The following is a 16772-nucleotide window of genomic DNA, read 5'->3' on the forward strand; positions in this document are numbered from 1 at the left end:
TATGTCTATTCTTTCCAGCGCCACTCATTGGCAATTTGCAGAGAGGTACGTAGGCCCTGTGTCACGAGGTAATCGCGGGTTTGTGTGTCGGTCTGGCGACGGGTTGGAATGTCGTCGGCGTCGGCGAGGGCATACAGCAGCATGGTCGAGTACCGGACGGTATTTTTCAGCTGATCGGCATTGACAAGGTTAATCCGGTCGCAGTTGGCGTGGTAGCAATCAAGCACGTCTTTGGTCAGATGACCGTTCATGCCTACCACCGGAACGCCCTCAAGCATAAACGGTTGGTGGTCAGAATGTAGCCCCGCCTGATTCTGCATTTGGTTAGCAAAGGTGGGTTCTACCTCTTTCATTGTTTCACCAACCGTATTTAAAAACGGCACGATGTCAGACCGGCCAAAAGCGTTAAGGCCCGTAGGGTCATTGGTCATGTCGAGGTTCATCATGTACCGTACTTTATCCAATTGACCGGTCTGCTTTAGTTCTTCAACCATCGCCTTAGAGCCCAGCAACCCCTGCTCTTCGCCCATGAACAGAACAAATTCAATCGTGCGTTTAGGCTTGAGCTTCAGGGCCTTGAACGTGCGGGCTATGTCCATAATAGCGAAAGAGCCAATCCCATTGTCAATGGCACCCGTAGCCAGATCCCAAGAATCGAGGTGCCCGCCGACGATAATTTTTTCGTCGGGATATTGCGAGCCATTTAGCGTAACCACTACGTTGCGCGCGCGAATTTTGCGGCTCGTATTGGTCATGTCGATAACCGCATGAAGTGGACTGTGTTCTTCCTGAATCCAGGAACGTAGCGCCTGACCGCTTTCGAGTGAAATACAAACGGACGGAATCGGAATGAGTTTGCCTGTTACGGACGCGGTACCGGTTAGCAAAACGTTGCCGGGCACCAGATTGACCATTATAACTCCTGTGGCTCCGTACTGAATAGCGAGTGCAGTTTTCTCGGAACGGTGCAAGTTTCGGGCACCTTTGGTTGGTGCGGCTAGGCCAATATTGACTAAAGCGACTTTCCCTTTCAGTTTATCTTTTACCGCGGCAAAATCGCCTTCAAGCCCATTGCCCACGTCGACAATTTCGCCTTGTATGTGTGCTTCGATAGGTGAGTGGGCGAGTGATACGACTGGTACATCACGGAAATTGTCGCTCCGATACGGTACTACCGACAGCGTAACCGTGTCGCGGGCCCAGGCTTCAACCTCAAACGGCGCAAAGCGTACGTCTTTATAGCCATATGATGACAGCAAATCAAATGCATAGGCTTCTGCCCGACTACCGTTGGGGCTACCCGTTAGCCGGTGACCGACTCGCTCGGAGGCATCGGCGAGCGTTTCGTAGGCACGACTATGTTCGCTTACCTCCTTGTTTATACGGAAGAATGCTTTCTGAAGAGAAAGTTTATCAGGATTAAAGGCAGTTAAACAACCGGCAGTGCCGATACAGAACAGCACGAGCCGGAAACGGGGCACGTAAAATGTTCGGGCCATAATATGGGTGGTAGAGTTCTTTGCTAAAGATACAAAAATGGCCGTAGATTTCGATGCCGAAGATTAGACGTATTAAACCCACAAAGCGTTCGAACCTATTGAGAAAATTTACGAATTCTGATTAAACGTTGATGCTACATACGGTGGCTTAGGCTTCATTGGTTTTAATTGAACCATAATTCGTCCAGCAAGCCAATCCGGATCAATACCAGCTACGCCAAAAACCTTATTCCAGCTACGTTCAAAACAGTGAGCGGCATCCGGAAAGGACGTTGATACGGCCAATGCCCGTTCATAAAAGGATACTGGTTTTTGGCATATTACGTTGCGGTGAATAGCAAATTGAGCCCCTAAAACGAAGGTGTAAAGTTCTGGCCCGTCGGTGTCAAAAAGCGCTCGATGGAAACCCCGCAGGTCAAGACGACGCCCATCTTCATTTTTACTCCAGGGCTGGAAAAGTCGGTGCCCCTGATTGTCGTCAGTATCAATCAGGTGCCCGAGCCATCGGAAACCAGTCTGGCCGGTCATATTAGGTTCAGCCACGAATTCACGTAGTGTTTTCTTGAAATCGTAGGCATGATCGAAGGGCTTACCCTGACAGAAAATGGTCCACTCCGCCAGTGAATCGTAGCGGCTAACGATGTGATGCAGGTAAGTGTGGGCTTCACGGCCAATATTAGGCAATGTGATGGCTTCCCATTCTGTCAATCCTTCCGGGCTTTTGTCGTATACAGTTTTCTGCAAGCCAGTTGGCAGATTTCGCAACCAGTTCAGGTTTTCAGTATAATGAGCAACAACAAGTTCGATCATAATTTAAACGATCCGGCGTTCCGGCGCAGAGAAACAGAGAAAACGCAAAGGTCGCGGAGTTAAGTTGTTTTCTTATGTGTCTCTGCGCTCTTCTCTTTAGACTCTGCGTTTAAATAAACCTTATTTTTACGAGCAATCTATCGAAACGACCATCACCAGACCAATATGAAACGAACATGGTTTACGCTTCTTATTTTACTTACCCTGCATAGCATGACCCAGGCACAAACTCCCATACTGAATCCACCGAAGGCCATCGTTAAGCCTAAAGAACTGGTTACGAACGGACATACGCGGACAGATAATTATTACTACCTCAACGAGCGCGAAAACCCTGAGGTTATCAAGTACCTGAACGCCGAAAATACTTATCTCGATCAGGTATTGTCTCCCGTTAAAGACTTGCAGACCAAGCTCTTCGACGAAATGAAAGGGCGCATCAAGCAGCAGGATGAATCCGTGCCTTACAAAGAAGGTAACTATTATTACTACACCCGCTACGTAACGGGGGGCGAGTATCCTATTTACTGTCGTAAGAAAGGCTCGCTTCAAGGCACCGAGGAGATCATGTTCGACGGGAATTCGCTGGCGAAAGGGCACAACTACTACCAGCTTGGTGGTTATGAAGTATCAGACAATGATGAACTGGCCATTTTTGCGGAAGATACCGTTAGTCGTCGGCTCTATACATTACGTATCAAAAACCTCAAGACCGGGAAGATTTATCCTGAAGTCATTAAAGATACCGAAGCGGGAAGTTTTGCCTGGGCTACTGATAACAAAACGTTGTTTTACATCAAAAAAGACCCGCAAACGTTGCTTGGTTATCAGGTCTATCGGCACGTACTGGACAGCCCTACAGCCGCCGACGTACTGGTCTACGAGGAAAAAGACAACCAGTTCTACATGGGCCTGAGCCGCTCTAAATCAAAGAAATACATTGAGATTGGCGTCGACCATAATGGAGTCGCTACGGAGTATAGACTGCTGGAAGCCAGCCAGCCAACGGGCGAGTTCAAAGTTTTTTTGCCGCGTGAGAAAGGGCACGAATACGACATTGTTCATTACAAGGACAAGTTTTACGTTCGTACCAACTGGAAGGCCGAAAACTTCCGATTAATGGAAGTACCCGAAGGTAAAACCGCTGACCGGACCACCTGGAAAGAAGTGATTGCGCACCGGCCGGATGTGTATCTGGCCAACATGGACGTATTTGTGAATCACCTCGTGTTGGGTGAGCGCAAAGCGGGCCTGACGAACATTCGGGTCATTAACCAGAAAACTAAGGCTGACGAATACCTGAATTTTGGTGAACCAGCCTACGTAGCGGGCATTGGCTACAATCCAGATTTTAACACGAATATCTTACGCTACAGTTACTCGTCGCTGACAACGCCTAGCTCCACCTTCGACTATAACATGGATACGAAGGAGAAAACGCTGAAGAAACAGCAGGAAATTTTGGGCGGCTTCGACAAGAACAACTACGTATCGGAGCGGACATATGCTACCGCCCGCGATGGCGTAAAAATTCCGGTTTCGCTGGTGTATCGCAAAGGCACGAAGAAAGATGGCTCGGCTCCGTTGCTCCAATATTCTTACGGGTCATACGGCTACTCGACTGATCCGGGCTTTAGCTCAACGCGCCTAAGTCTTCTTGATCGGGGATTTATTTTCGCCATTGCACACATTCGGGGTGGGCAGGAAATGGGCCGCCGATGGTATGAAGATGGCAAAATGCTGAAGAAGAAAAATACCTTCAACGACTTTGTAAACGTATCGGAATATCTGATCAAAAACAAGTACACCAGCACCAGCAAACTCTTCGCGATGGGCGGTAGCGCAGGTGGTTTACTGATGGGTGCTGTTATCAACCAGGCTCCGCAACTGTACCGGGGCGTTGTTGCGGCTGTTCCCTTTGTAGACGTAGTAACCACGATGCTCGACGAAAGTATTCCCCTTACAACGGGTGAGTTTGAGGAGTGGGGCAATCCGAAAAATAAGGAGTATTATGACTACATGCTTTCGTATTCACCCTACGACAACGTCGAAAAGAAAGCGTATCCAAACCTGCTCGTAACGACAGGACTGCACGATTCGCAGGTACAATATTGGGAGCCTGCCAAATGGGTTGCTAAGCTTCGGGCTATGAAAACGGACAGCAACCAGTTGCTGCTTCATACCAACATGGAAGCCGGTCACGGGGGCGCATCGGGTCGATTCCAGGCGCTGAAAGAAATTGCGCTTGAATATGCGTTCATGCTAAACCTGGTTGGTGACCGGCAGTAAGAACCGTTTTTTCAATTAAAAAAATCTCAATTTTCTGTCATTCCGACCGGTCCGCTGGTGCGGCAGGAGGAATGACAGAAAAACTACATCATTGTAGTGATTCTCCCTAAACTCTCTTTTTCTGGATCATTTAGTGGACTTGTAGTACTCACAAGTCTTTGCATGGTCGCCGGAAGCTGCAACTCCGGTAATGATGCTGCGCTGAATGATCCGGTACTGGACGAAGGGAAGCAGTTGGCGCAACAGCATTGCGTGAGCTGTCATCTCGTTCCATCGCCCGAACTGCTGGATAAAGCAACGTGGGTCAGGCACGTCTTGCCCGCTATGGCACCTAATCTGGGGTTGGAGGTGTATCCCGGTGGTCAGTATTATTCGGGAACGAAGGCGGCTATTTCGTTTAACGATTGGCAAAAGTTAATTGCCTATTATGAAACGCTGGCTCCGGCAACGCTGAAATCCGTCGAAAATACCGAGCCCGTCGTGAATGACTGGGCTATTTTTGCGCTTGAAAAACCCACGCGCGACACCACGCAAATGGCTATGACGACGTTAGTGACGATGGATACCATTGGTCATCAACTTTATTCGAGTGATGCGCTACGTAGTGATTTGACGCGTTGGGATAAAAATCTGCGACCAACTCCGTTTAAGCAACTAGCGTCGGCGGCTGTTGACGCTACGTTCTTTCGGGATGCCAAAGGCAAGGAACAAGGCTTATTCACGTGTTTGGGCACCATGCGTGCCGCCGACATTTCGAAAGGGAAATTGATAACGCTGGACGTGACGCGAAAAAAAATCACTGATTCAACTACGTTGGCTACCGACTTACCCCGTCCACTTCAGTCGGTGAGCGCCGATTTCAACAAAGATGGGCTAACCGATTGGGCTGTGTGTGGTTTCGGGCATTTGAAAGGCGGGCTGTATTGGTTAAAACAACAACCGGATCATCAATTTACGAAGTTACCAATAAAAGAAGTCGCCGGAGCAAGTCAGGCTACAGTTGGTGATTTCAACGCCGATGGCTGGCCCGATCTTATGGTTTTGTTTGCCCACGCTGACGAAGGTATATGGCTATTTCTGAATGATCAAAAAGGTGGATTCAGGGAACGTAACGTACTGCGATTTCCGTCAGTGTATGGGTCAACCAGTTTTCAACTCGTTGATTTTAACAAAGATGGTCGATTGGACATTTTGTACACCTGCGGAGATAACAGCGACTTTTCGAAAATCCTGAAACCTTATCATGGCGTCTATATCTACCTCAACGAAGGCGATTTTCGGTACAAACAGACGTATTTTTATCCCATCAATGGTTGCACCAAAGCCATTGCTTCTGACTTTGATCAGGATGGCGATTTAGACATTGCCACTATTGCTTTCTTCGCTGATTTTCAACGCAACGCGGCCGAGGGTTGCCTATATTTTGAGCAGCAAAAGCCCTTACAGTTTCGGCCACACGCGTTGCCCGTCAGTACATATGGGCGATGGATTTGTATGGATGTGAACGACGTTGATCAGGATGGCGATGCGGACGTAGTGCTGGGAAATTTTTCAAAGACGTTTATCATTCAGGAAGGCTTAAAACCAACCTGGGACACGCATTTGCCGCTGATTGTTTTGAAGAATAAGACGCGTTAGGAGTTTGTAAACTTGTTAACTGCAACGGATTTAAATCCGTTGCAATTCATTTGAGACTGCCGGTCATATCAAATCCCAGCCCTTCCGGTATTCCCGCGACAGAAGTGCATTCGCGTCGAAATTGTGCCTGAATTTCTCCTTGCGAGCGTTCCATTCCAGTGGCTGACCCAGTCGGTAGGCAATCAGGCCAAGGTGCATGGGCATGGTCATCTGGCGGGCGTAAGCCAGATTGGATTCTGGTTGCTTACGCGATTTTACGGCGTTTACAAAATTCTGCTGATGACCCGGTGAGCGTTCCAGGGTAATTGGTATCTCGGCAATGTCGTTCATAACCACCCCATTGATCGTGATTTCACGGGTATTATAATCGCAGAGTAGCGTGCCTTTGTCGCCTTCAAAATAAGCGCCGATGCCTCGTTTTTCGGCACCCGGTACGTTCGGTGGCGTACTGGTCCAGTGCAGATTTAGCCCCTCGAATTCGTAATCGATGTCGATCCATTTCGGGGCATCACCAATGCCTTCGGGTGCTTCACCTTTCGCACTGATACGTTTGAGGCCCGTCGGATTGATCGCCCACCACACTACGTCGGCAATGTGGCACCAGAAATCCTGAAATACCCCGCCCGAATAATCCAGAAAATACCGATACGTGAAATGGCAACGCTCCGGCGTATAGAGGGAAGCTGGAGCTGGCCCCTGCCACATATCCCAGTTTAACGTAGCAGGTGGCGTCTGGTAATTGGCCGGGCCGAGCACCGGCGGAAAGCCGGTTTTCCAGAGCCGAACCGTATGCACTTTACCAATAGCTCCAGACTGAATAATCTCGACGACGCGGTGGTAGTTATCGCCCGCGTGAATTTGCGTGCCTAACTGAAAAATGCGGTCATAGCGATTTAGCGCCTTGAGCATTTTCTGGCCTTCCCGGACGCTATAGGACAGCGGTTTTTCCCCATATACATCTTTCCCCGCCTGAAAAGCCATGATGGCCACCTGCGCATGCCAGTGGTCGGGGGTGGCGCAGGTAATGGCGTCAATATCCTTCCGGTCGAGCAGATGCCGGAAATCGGCGTAGGTTTTAGCCTTTGTATCGGGCTGTAATGTCTGCAACGTATTTAACGCTTTGCTCAAATGGGTTTCGTCCAGATCGCACAGGCCAACGACTTCCACGTCGGGCAACTTGGCGAACCAGTTCAGGTGGTTGGTGCCCATGCCATTCAGGCCAATGTGAGCCACGCGCAGCCGGTCGCTGGGGGCGACTTTGCGTTTCAGACTGGGAAACATAGCCAGACTAAGCGCAGCCGCACTGCTTTGCTTTATAAAATCCCGGCGATTGGGTTGGAGCGTCATAGCGAAGGAGCGGTTCAGGTTGCTACGTTAGAATACGTTTACTGACTCATCACTATTAATGACGGGAAGACGAAGAAATCTACTGTACATGAGCGTCCTTTTTTCTTGATTGTGCCGCATATTCAAGTACGTTTACAAAGCCGGATAATTCTTTGCGGCATCGTCCAGCACCAGCACCCAATCCTGGCCGTAGCCTTTCGAGGGAGGAGTAAATTGTTGCGGTTTTTGATTGTCGAACGTACCGGCTGATTTGGTCTTGCCCGTTCGCGGATCGAACCATGTAGCAGTAATGGTTTTGCCAGAGATTTTTCCCGGATTTACCGTAAATGGCTTGCCTACAGCCGAATAAACAAAGGCATAATCCTTGCCACGAGTAGCCTGAATCCGTTCGGCCGCACTCAGGTTGTTTTCAGCAACCAAGGACTGGTCGGGAACGCGATCAAGCTGCGGGCGAGCGGTCATTAACTTCCGAACGTATGTCATCTGATTGGCACCGGGTAAATCCATCGCTTCCTGCCAATACATGTGGGGACCGTTGACCGATGGCCGTTTCGTACTGTACATCTGCCAGATATCGTGACAGCCGTAGGTGTGGCCGTGAGCCCCCGCAAACAGGTCTAGATAGGCATACAGTCGTACGTCGTAGGCATTGGATGTGCCCAGATCTTTGACATTAAAACAAACCGGGTGGTCTTCATAAATCGGTTCGGCGTCCATCGTAGGCTTGATCGGCTGACGATTGTACGACACGCTGATATGGTCGTACATGGGCGTAAAACGGCAATGGCCATTCTGGTGCATGTTGAAGGCAAACCAGTCGTCGGCCTGAAACCATTTCGATGCGCCCCCGTCGAGACCGTTGGGTTGCGGGTGATACGTTATCAGTGCCTTACTGGCTCCTCCAACCCCCTCCTGAATACCGGCGGCCATCGCGCGCCAAATTGCTACGTCCTGCGAACCATCGCGCGGATTACGATCGCCCCCCAGAACCCAGACGATGTTCTCCCGGTTCTTGTAGCGATTGCCCACATAGCGTCCGTATACTTTCGCATTGGCAACGGTAAAGATTTCGGGCCCTTGACCCCACGTACTTTTGAAGACTTTGTCGCCCCAGGTCGGCAGAAAGCCAATAACGATGCCGTACTGCGCTGCTTTATCGATAATGTAATCGACATGCTTGAAATAAGCGTCGTTGGGTGTAGTGGGGTCGTTGTTCAGGAGGGGCGTATCACCATACGGATTCGGCTCTTTAAGGCCGTCGAATTCAGCAAGTGCCACCGCCTGTACGACCGTAAATCCCTGCTCGGCCCGACGTTTGAGGTATTGATCAGCTTCTTCGCGGTTAAGTCGGTGAAACAGTTCCCAGGCGGTATCACCCATCCAGAAAAATGGCGTACCGTTCTGGTGAACCAGGTATCGTTTGTTGTCCGACACTTTCAACCGGCCATTCGTGAACGGCTGCTGCGCCCAAAGCAAGACCTGCATCAGCAAGAGTCCGGTAAGCATGAGGAGTTTTTTCATGAGTTTCACTGTAACCTGAATTTTCTTGCCGTACTATTTTTAACCTGCTCTGTCAGTTTTTGAACGGATGGGCATCTTGACAGGTAAATTAACAATAAAGTTATTCAAGAATTACAGCACCGCCCGCAACTAAAACCGAATCGGATTATCGAGCCGCCTTGTTGGGGTAATCATCGCTGGTCGCGGCTAGTGTAGATTACACTACAATCAAAGCGTTGCAAATTAATACGTTAACCACCTCCCATTACGTAAAGAAGCCGGGCGAACCGTTAAGGAGTCGCCCGGCTAGGGTATCGATTGATTCACTATTTTCTGACGTGGTCGATCTTGTCAGCATTCACAATATTGACTCCAACTTGAATTTGCTTTATTTCAAGGGCGTTGGCAACGTAACGAAATAAATCCGGTTCAGATCAACCTTACCCGTAGCGGGTAAAATCTTTGCCATAAATCCATTTTGTCCATTGTCCACTACCCCAAAATCATCATCATTGGAAATGGCCAGCCGATTTGCTCCAAGCAACGTAACCCCTTCGGCTTTATCGTGCGGATAAACCGGCGAAATATCCTTTAATAGATCAAACACCAGCGTCTTGGTAACCGGAACAACGCCAGCAGCCTGTAGGCCAGCTTTATCTTTGAGTTGTTCTACGGTTAAGCCATTGAAAAGCCGACCACCATCACCGTTCGTGGCATCAGAAATATCGGTTGCTCCGGCAAGATCAAATTTGTAGATGCGTTTGAAGGTCGCGGGTTTGGTAGGGTTGCCACCATAATCACCATCACGCTCCAGAGCTAAAAATGTTGTATTTGTAATGGCTGCTACGTCACTACATCCTGTCAGGCTTGCATTTTCCATGAGGTAGGCATACTGTTTCGTGGCACCAGTCACAATATCGAATGTCAGCACACGTAGCACGGTAGAGCCTGTTGTCGCTGCCGAAGAGGGATTATACATCGGTGATTGCATCAACCCAACCAGTGTTTTTCCATCGGGCGTCATCGTTAATCCTTCCATACCCCGGTTCGGGCGACGGCGAGCCAGCACTTTGGGTAATGTACGTCCGCCAGTGCCGGAGCCAAATGGATTGATACGCTCAATGGTTTTACCGGTCGCATCAAAATGGACAATATGAGGCCCATATTCATCGCTGATCCAGAACGTACCATCGGGCGCTATGACCAATCCTTCTGAATCCAGACCGTCGGCATTCGGGGCAATCGTCTGGCCCATTAAATCAAGCGCAATTTCACCTGTGTTACCTTGCCCGATGGGATTAGGTAGACCGGTTAATGGCTGTCCGGCTGCATTTTTAAGTAAGATGGTCTGTTCCAGAACCAGTTTGTCTCCAACTACCCGGAATTTGCCGACCTGGGGGGTAAAGTCAGCTTTTCCGAAAATGATCGAATTTGCCACCGATCCAGCGGCATTCGGTCCTCGATCGGTTAATAGATAAAACACGTTTGGATCAGTGGGATCAGCCGCAATGGCCGACCCAAACCCACCGTTGTAGATAACCGTACCATTAGGCGAAGTCGCTAATACGTTTGGATCGCTCGCTTCGGCAAAGCTCGGGTACTGAATGGAAGGTAGAAGATGGTCCTGGCAGGCTGTAACAACTAATCCACTAACAAGCGCACCAAGGATGGTTAACCGAACCGATAAAACGGATCTATTCATGGCAAAAGAGAAAGGTTATATTGACGCCATAAAGCTAAACCATCCCATATTACCCGTGCGTCATCTATTGCCCTTGTTTATTAAGGTTATATTAAGGTTTCAAAGGCTGTCTGATCGCTAACGATACGTAGCAACTATTTATCGAGTCAAAAACAAAAATGCCAGCTCCCGAAGAGCTGGCATTTTTGTTTTTGATGACACCCAACGAATTGGATAAATAAATGTAGGGTGTTGTCAGATCACTGTCGATAAAGCACTTATTATGAAAAGTATATAAATCTGCGTCTGAGAGATAACCGCCATGAGCAGTTAATCAGACCAATTCATAAATGTCTTCAACTAAAAGCTTCCTGGACTCTAATTCCTCTTGAACGGCTCTGGCGAACGCGCTCTTATCCGATTTCCGGTACTGCTCCCGATTTAACGCGCCTGATGGAGCAATAAAAACCTGGTTTACCCGCTGGCAAGCTGTCCAGAGTTGCGGATTCATCGCGATCTTATATTGCCGAATCGGTGTATCTGCCCCAAACCATAGCCTGGCTATATTCTCTACTGTTACTTTCATCACAAGTCCCATACTCGTTCAAAATCATTGTTTGGTATATAAATCAATCATTTAACCTCTTACCACTAGACGTGCTATCCCTTAACTAGTCACGTTGCGATATGTTTATCGCTCATGCAAAGACATATGTTGGCAAATCTGCTTCATGTACTCAATGGCAAACTGACGGATTGTTTCCAGCTTATCATTACCAATAAGTTGATCGATATGCGCATAAGGGGTCACATTGTCCGTCATGATGTCGTAGATTCCACGAGGAACGAGGTCATTGTCTTCGTAGCCCCGGAACAGAAAATCGTTGGCGTCAATTACTGACTCGAACCCCATGCCGTAGATGGTACGCTGTTGATAAAAAACGGCGATGAAGCGCATACGTACCCATGTGTGGTGCGCTGTAAAGGTAGCGAGTAACCCAAAATCGTATGTTACGTGATAATTATGGTAAGGTTAATTAATTGCCCATCCGCACAGGAAAGTTCGCTGACGCGACATAGCCAACTTCTGTTTATTACCGTCAAAAGAAGATTAGTTGTAGGAAGCTTATTGCTCAACCTTTGATAGTGGATGCATCAAAAATTGCCGAAATGATAACATAAACTTAACATTGCCTTTTTGTTTGTGCCTTTTCTTTCGTATTTATTTGTAGATTTTTTTCTCGTTACCCATCACTAATAAAATTTTAGAATGAAAGCTAAAAAAAAGGCACTTGCTCAGGATATTACAACCGCGGTTGAAACCAAATTAGGCGAAGCCACCGAGCAGTCGAAGAAGTTTAAAAAAGCCATTGAGAAGTCGGCTAACAAGCTGGCAAAGAAATTAGTAAAACTTCTTAATAAAGAAGAAAAGAAAAACAAGCCAGCCAATAAAGCGGCTCATGAGCCTAAAAAATCGAAAAAAGTAGTCAGCCCTATAGATACTTCAACAGAAGCATAATTGTATACACTCATAAACATTCGGGGCTAGTAAAGTAAAGTCTTTACTCTCACCGAACGTTGTCAGTCGTCTTTTCACTTGAGGTCTTTACTGTCGGTATTTTTCCAACGGTACTTACGATACGTTCTCCCTTCCGACATGGCCACGAAAAGATCTTCAGGAATTGCTTACCCAGTGCTATGTTCGTCCGTCATAACTGCTACGTCAGTGGGTTTGCCGCCGAACGTCAGTTCATATACGAAATCTACATTGTTAGGTGGATTCGAGCAAAACAAACCACTTTCACCAAAATGGACGTCAGCTGCTTTGTTATGAGTTATACCTCTCCTTATAAACTTAATTCGGAGATATTGATTGTCATGGCAAAACCTGATAAGAGTGGCTAACATTACCCATCACTCGGTCCCGGAAAGCCAAGCCATTGACGGATACTCGTTAAATAATTAGTCGCAATGGTACGAATGGCGGCTGTGCTAAAATCGCCTATCCGGCGGCCAGCATGCAGGTAAGGCGTTGCCTGATCGGTTAGGGCATCATACACGCCTTGAGGGATTAATTCCTGATCTTCGTAGCCCCAGCACAGAAAATCAACGGCATCAGACAGGTTATCAAACCCGAAGCTGGTTGTGGTTTGAAGTTGATTAAAAACAGCGATGAAGCGCATAAAAATGACAATTGATTCAGCAGCAAAAGTAACGGTCTCCTTTCTTTCGGGCTATTAAGAAATCGTTATCAAATGCAGTTACACGCTAGCACGGGTGAACCGCGTCGGCGGACCCTCCTGCGCCAGAATCGGAAAAACGTAAGCCCATCTGACCGGATGGGCTTACGTTACTTCGTGAAAAAATTAACTAACGGGTTTACTGCTTAGAATCCGAAGCGAGCGCCAAGCTGAATCTGGAACGGATCGCCCGATGGTGTGACCACTCCAGTCGCATTTACACGGTAATTAAATTGCTGGGTTGCCTGGCTAAACGCGGGGACAGCCGCATTGCCCCCCGAGGCTGGAATCCCCAGCGCATACAACGTCTGGTTCCCCAATGACAGATTCGTTCCTTTGTTTCGGTTCAGCAGGTTGGCCACGTTAAAGGCATCCACCGATATGTCGATATACTGCCGTTTTCGGTTAAACTGGAAGCGCTTGTTTGCCCGAAGATCGAAAACGCCGTAGAACCCATTGATACCACCGTTCCGTTCGGCAATCTTGCCCGAAGATGCACTGATGTAATCTTTGAGGCTCTGGCTGGCTGTCGGACTATCCAGTAAAGTCTGTAAACCAGTACGTATGTTGGCCGCCGTTTCAGAGTTGGTTCTGTTGAAAACGTAGGCCAGGTCATTGTTTGTTACAAAGTCGCCATTGTTATTAGCTCCGGACAGCAGCGAATACCGCGTACCACCAATGCCCGAATAGCGGAACCCTACCGAAATTCCGTAGAAGGAAGGCAGCGTACCATAGATGACCAGCTTATTACGGAACTGGTTATCGGAGTACGACATCCGGCTCAGGTCGCGCGGATCATCTTTCACCAATTGTACCAGCGTGGCGGTGTTGGCTACGTTACCATTGAAGGACGTATTGTCTTTGGCATCGTTCCAGGTGTAGCTGGCCGAGATTTCGCCATCCCGGAAGTACTGATACGTTCCATCGAGCACAACCGCAAACTGATTGACTTTACCCTGGCTTCCCAGCTCCAATACCCGGCCCAGCCGCTGGCTAACGCGGCCCTGTTGCCAGTCGCCCGCGCCGGTAGAAGGCATTGAGTTTAGCGGTACATACACCCCCCGATTGTCTTCGTTGGCTAACCGGAAAAATGGCTCGACAACAATATTCCGGTCGACATAGGTGTAGTTGTGGCGGGCCAGCGACGCATACCCGGTCAGGCTAACTTTCAGCTTATCCGTGAGGTAGTGCGTATACGACAGGTTAGCTTTGTACAGGACGGGCGTCCGTGCATCGGCACCGGTCATGTTGATGGTAGGTAACTGGAAGGCTGCCAGGGAAGGAATGCTGGCGTAGTTGGCCCGGTAAGCCGCAAAATCCGGCGTTGGAATGTTCGGGGCGCGTACGTCTACTGTTCCGTAATGTTTTCCGTCGAAGGTCAGGTTATTGATGATGACGTAGTTGTTGATGTCAGATGCAAATATCCCGGCTCCGAAACGGATGAAGTCCTTGTGCTCTTCGTTGACATCCCAGGTTAACTGCAACCGGGGCTGGGCCACGAAAGATTTAAGCTGATTGTCGGTGCGCAGTTTCAGGTCATCAAAAACCACCTGATTGAATTCGGCTTTCGGATATACGGCATAATCGAAGCGCAAACCGGCGGTCATATCTAGGCCTCGGGCCAGCTTCGTACTCATCTGGCCGTATAAACCGGCGTTGAGGGTGTTACCGACAACCGTTGGATCGGCTACTAGGGGCACTTCCCGGAAATACCGGTACGGTTGCAGCCGCTCAAAGTTATCCAGTGCTGTAAAATTGGTTGTACCAACCGTACTTTCTCTATAGTGGAAACGGCCGTTCACTTCACTGCCATAGAGCGACTTGGCGTGGGTATACATCAGGTCGATACCGAAGGTATACTGCGCTTTGTTAGTGTTGTAGTACAAATTATCAACCAGCTGGATTACGTTGTTGGTGAATCCTTCCTGCGCAAAGCGATGACCCCCCATCTGAATATTGGTCGCCCGACTGCTGCCGTCGATAGTTGATGCTACGTTCTCAACGATGTTACGGGGAATATTGGCTGCCGGTAACTGATCGCCGGGCGCGCTTTTCTGATAGGTGTATAAATGCTGGACTTTTAACTCGTTTGTGAACTTGGCATTGAGCGATGTACGTAGCGTAGCCAGCAGACTATTGTCTATGTTGAAATCGTTCCCGTACGACTCATAGATATTGATGTTGGTATTATCGGCCAGTCCCAGCTTGTTGCGGTCGTTGGTGTAGTTATCGCGAACGGTCAGCAGGTTTTTCTCGTTTATCTGCCAGTCAATGCGGGCAAAACCAGCATCCGTAGGCCGTACTTTACTGAACGTGCCATACTGAGGTGTGTTGGCCGTCCCATATTTCGTCTGGGCAATGTTCACGAACCGGTCGAGGGTAGCTCTGGTTACCAGAAACCGGCTTTCGTCGGCGGGCGTCTGAACGTCGGCAATAATTAACGGACGCGAATCCTGCTGGTGATCCCAGACGACAAAAAAGTGCAGTTTGTCTTTGATGATCGGGCCACCCAGCGAAAAGCCGAACTGGTTAGTCGAAAACGGAACCTTGCGCTCGTTGCCCCGGATGTCGTACTTACTGGATAGCCAGTTGGCGCGTGTATAATTAAAAATGCTACCCGTCAATTTGTTCGTTCCTGCTTTGGTCACAGCGCTGATAGTACCCCCACCGCTACGTCCGTAAATCACATCGTACTGGTTGGTAACCACTTTAAATTCGCGTACGGCCTCAATGGAAATTGAGTAAGGCGCTCCACTACGACTGGTCGTTGCGCCTGCCGATGTTGGGTTCTTGGCGGTTGTACCGTCGATGGTAAAATTCGTTGATGAACCAAGCTGTCCGGACAGATTAGTGCCCCGGCTCAACGGCGATAGATCGGTCAGGGAGGTAAAATTCCGGCCATTGACCGGCAGTGCGGCAATGGAACACGCCGATATGGTCGTAGCGGCTCCCAGATACTCCGTCTTATTTTTCAGTCCTGATGCCACTACCTGCACCACTTCGAGCGATTGACCGCTCTCCTCCATGCTGAGGTTTACCCGGATGGCATCCCCCTGGTTGAGCATATAGCCCGTTCTTTTCTGGTCGCCGTAGCCAACAAACGTAACGCGGACGGTGTATGGCCCGCCCAGTGGCAATTCTTTGAACAGATACTCGCCCTGGACATTGGTCACCGTTCCGGTTGTAAAGCCCGTTGATTCGTTACGTACCTGGACGGTTGCGCCCGGCAATGGCAACTTCTTGTTATCGGAAATAACCCCCGAAATGGAGGCTTGTGTCGTTTGTGCACTTGTTTTTTCAAGAACCAGACAGGTGAAAAGCAGCAATAAGACAGTTTGAAGAAGATGTTTTTTCATACAGCAGGCGTGTAAAATTTCCCGCTGCAAAGAGAGCATATCTACTGTCGTTTAATGTTAATTTAATGTTACCAAATCGTGACCATTGTTTTACGTTGCTTAGTGATTGACAAGACAATAATTTATCTGAGCCAGACAACCCATTTCTAGCAGTACCATTTTTTATATAACCGGCAAGCCTATTCCATTACCTATAACCGGGTCACTTCCTAACAATAGAAATCCTAATCTTCAATCAACGGCTCATTCCAGTTTGATAGACATGAATATTTTATGAGCTATAGATAAATTTAGTAAACAGCCTGTATCTATTTAGATGCGGGCTGTTTTGTCGATAAGACATTCGTAGCCTAAAAGCGCTTGGCTTTCTGGTAAAAGAAAAGGTAACTCTTATCAAATTTTCGTAAACAGC

General features: G+C 48.6%; 12 protein-coding genes. 3 read left to right on the forward strand and 9 right to left on the reverse strand.

Going from position 1 to position 16772, the window contains the following annotated elements; all coding sequences use genetic code 11:
- Window positions 1-5 precede the first annotated feature (5 nt).
- Entirely contained in the window at window positions 6-1499 is a 1494-nt protein-coding gene (locus BM202_RS10890; protein WP_093825831.1) for a M20/M25/M40 family metallo-hydrolase, read from the reverse strand.
- A gap of 108 nt (window positions 1500-1607) precedes the next feature.
- On the reverse strand, window positions 1608-2309 hold the full coding sequence (locus BM202_RS10895; protein ID WP_093825833.1) for a DUF3431 domain-containing protein: 702 nt from the start codon (window positions 2307-2309) through the stop codon (window positions 1608-1610).
- 165 nt (window positions 2310-2474) lie between these two features.
- On the opposite strand from BM202_RS10895, the gene BM202_RS10900 reads away from it, so the two are divergent.
- Both BM202_RS10900 and BM202_RS10905 read left to right on the forward strand, forming a co-directional pair.
- Window positions 2475-4598: a S9 family peptidase gene (locus BM202_RS10900; protein ID WP_093825835.1), complete on the forward strand. Its 2124-nt coding sequence runs from the start codon at window positions 2475-2477 to the stop codon at window positions 4596-4598.
- 162 nt (window positions 4599-4760) lie between these two features.
- Window positions 4761-6236 carry an FG-GAP repeat domain-containing protein gene (locus BM202_RS10905; protein ID WP_093825837.1) on the forward strand — a complete coding sequence of 492 codons (1476 nt, stop codon included), beginning with the start codon at window positions 4761-4763 and terminating at the stop codon, window positions 6234-6236.
- Between the two features lie 63 nt (window positions 6237-6299).
- Here BM202_RS10905 and BM202_RS10910 read toward each other — a convergent pair whose 3' ends face one another.
- From BM202_RS10910 to BM202_RS10930, 5 genes are all read right to left on the reverse strand, one after another.
- Window positions 6300-7583 carry a Gfo/Idh/MocA family protein gene (locus BM202_RS10910; protein ID WP_093825839.1) on the reverse strand — a complete coding sequence of 428 codons (1284 nt, stop codon included), beginning with the start codon at window positions 7581-7583 and terminating at the stop codon, window positions 6300-6302.
- Window positions 7584-7715: 132 nt separating this feature from the next.
- On the reverse strand, window positions 7716-9104 hold the full coding sequence (locus BM202_RS10915) for a glycoside hydrolase family 140 protein (RefSeq protein WP_093825841.1): 1389 nt from the start codon (window positions 9102-9104) through the stop codon (window positions 7716-7718).
- 367 nt (window positions 9105-9471) lie between these two features.
- Window positions 9472-10785 (reverse strand): esterase-like activity of phytase family protein, encoded by a 1314-nt coding sequence (locus BM202_RS10920; protein WP_093825843.1) that lies wholly within the window; start codon window positions 10783-10785, stop codon window positions 9472-9474.
- A 313-nt stretch (window positions 10786-11098) separates the two neighbouring features.
- Window positions 11099-11350 (reverse strand): hypothetical protein, encoded by a 252-nt coding sequence (locus BM202_RS10925; protein ID WP_245776616.1) that lies wholly within the window; start codon window positions 11348-11350, stop codon window positions 11099-11101.
- A 105-nt stretch (window positions 11351-11455) separates the two neighbouring features.
- Window positions 11456-11722, reverse strand: coding sequence for a hypothetical protein (locus BM202_RS10930; protein WP_093825847.1), 267 nt, complete (start codon window positions 11720-11722; stop codon window positions 11456-11458).
- Between the two features lie 312 nt (window positions 11723-12034).
- Between BM202_RS10930 and BM202_RS10935 the strand changes: the two genes are divergently transcribed.
- Window positions 12035-12283 carry a hypothetical protein gene (locus BM202_RS10935; RefSeq protein WP_093825848.1) on the forward strand — a complete coding sequence of 83 codons (249 nt, stop codon included), beginning with the start codon at window positions 12035-12037 and terminating at the stop codon, window positions 12281-12283.
- Window positions 12284-12671: 388 nt separating this feature from the next.
- Here BM202_RS10935 and BM202_RS10945 read toward each other — a convergent pair whose 3' ends face one another.
- Both BM202_RS10945 and BM202_RS10950 read right to left on the reverse strand, forming a co-directional pair.
- The gene (locus BM202_RS10945) at window positions 12672-12947 is read right to left on the reverse strand and encodes a hypothetical protein (RefSeq protein ID WP_093825852.1); all 276 of its coding nucleotides are present in this window, start codon (window positions 12945-12947) and stop codon (window positions 12672-12674) included.
- Between the two features lie 203 nt (window positions 12948-13150).
- Window positions 13151-16360, reverse strand: a complete 3210-nt coding sequence (locus BM202_RS10950) for a TonB-dependent receptor (protein WP_093826288.1) — start codon at window positions 16358-16360, stop codon at window positions 13151-13153.
- Window positions 16361-16772 lie beyond the last annotated feature (412 nt).

This window comes from Spirosoma endophyticum (assembly GCF_900112365.1).
Classification (GTDB): Bacteria; Bacteroidota; Bacteroidia; order Cytophagales; family Spirosomataceae; genus Spirosoma; species Spirosoma endophyticum.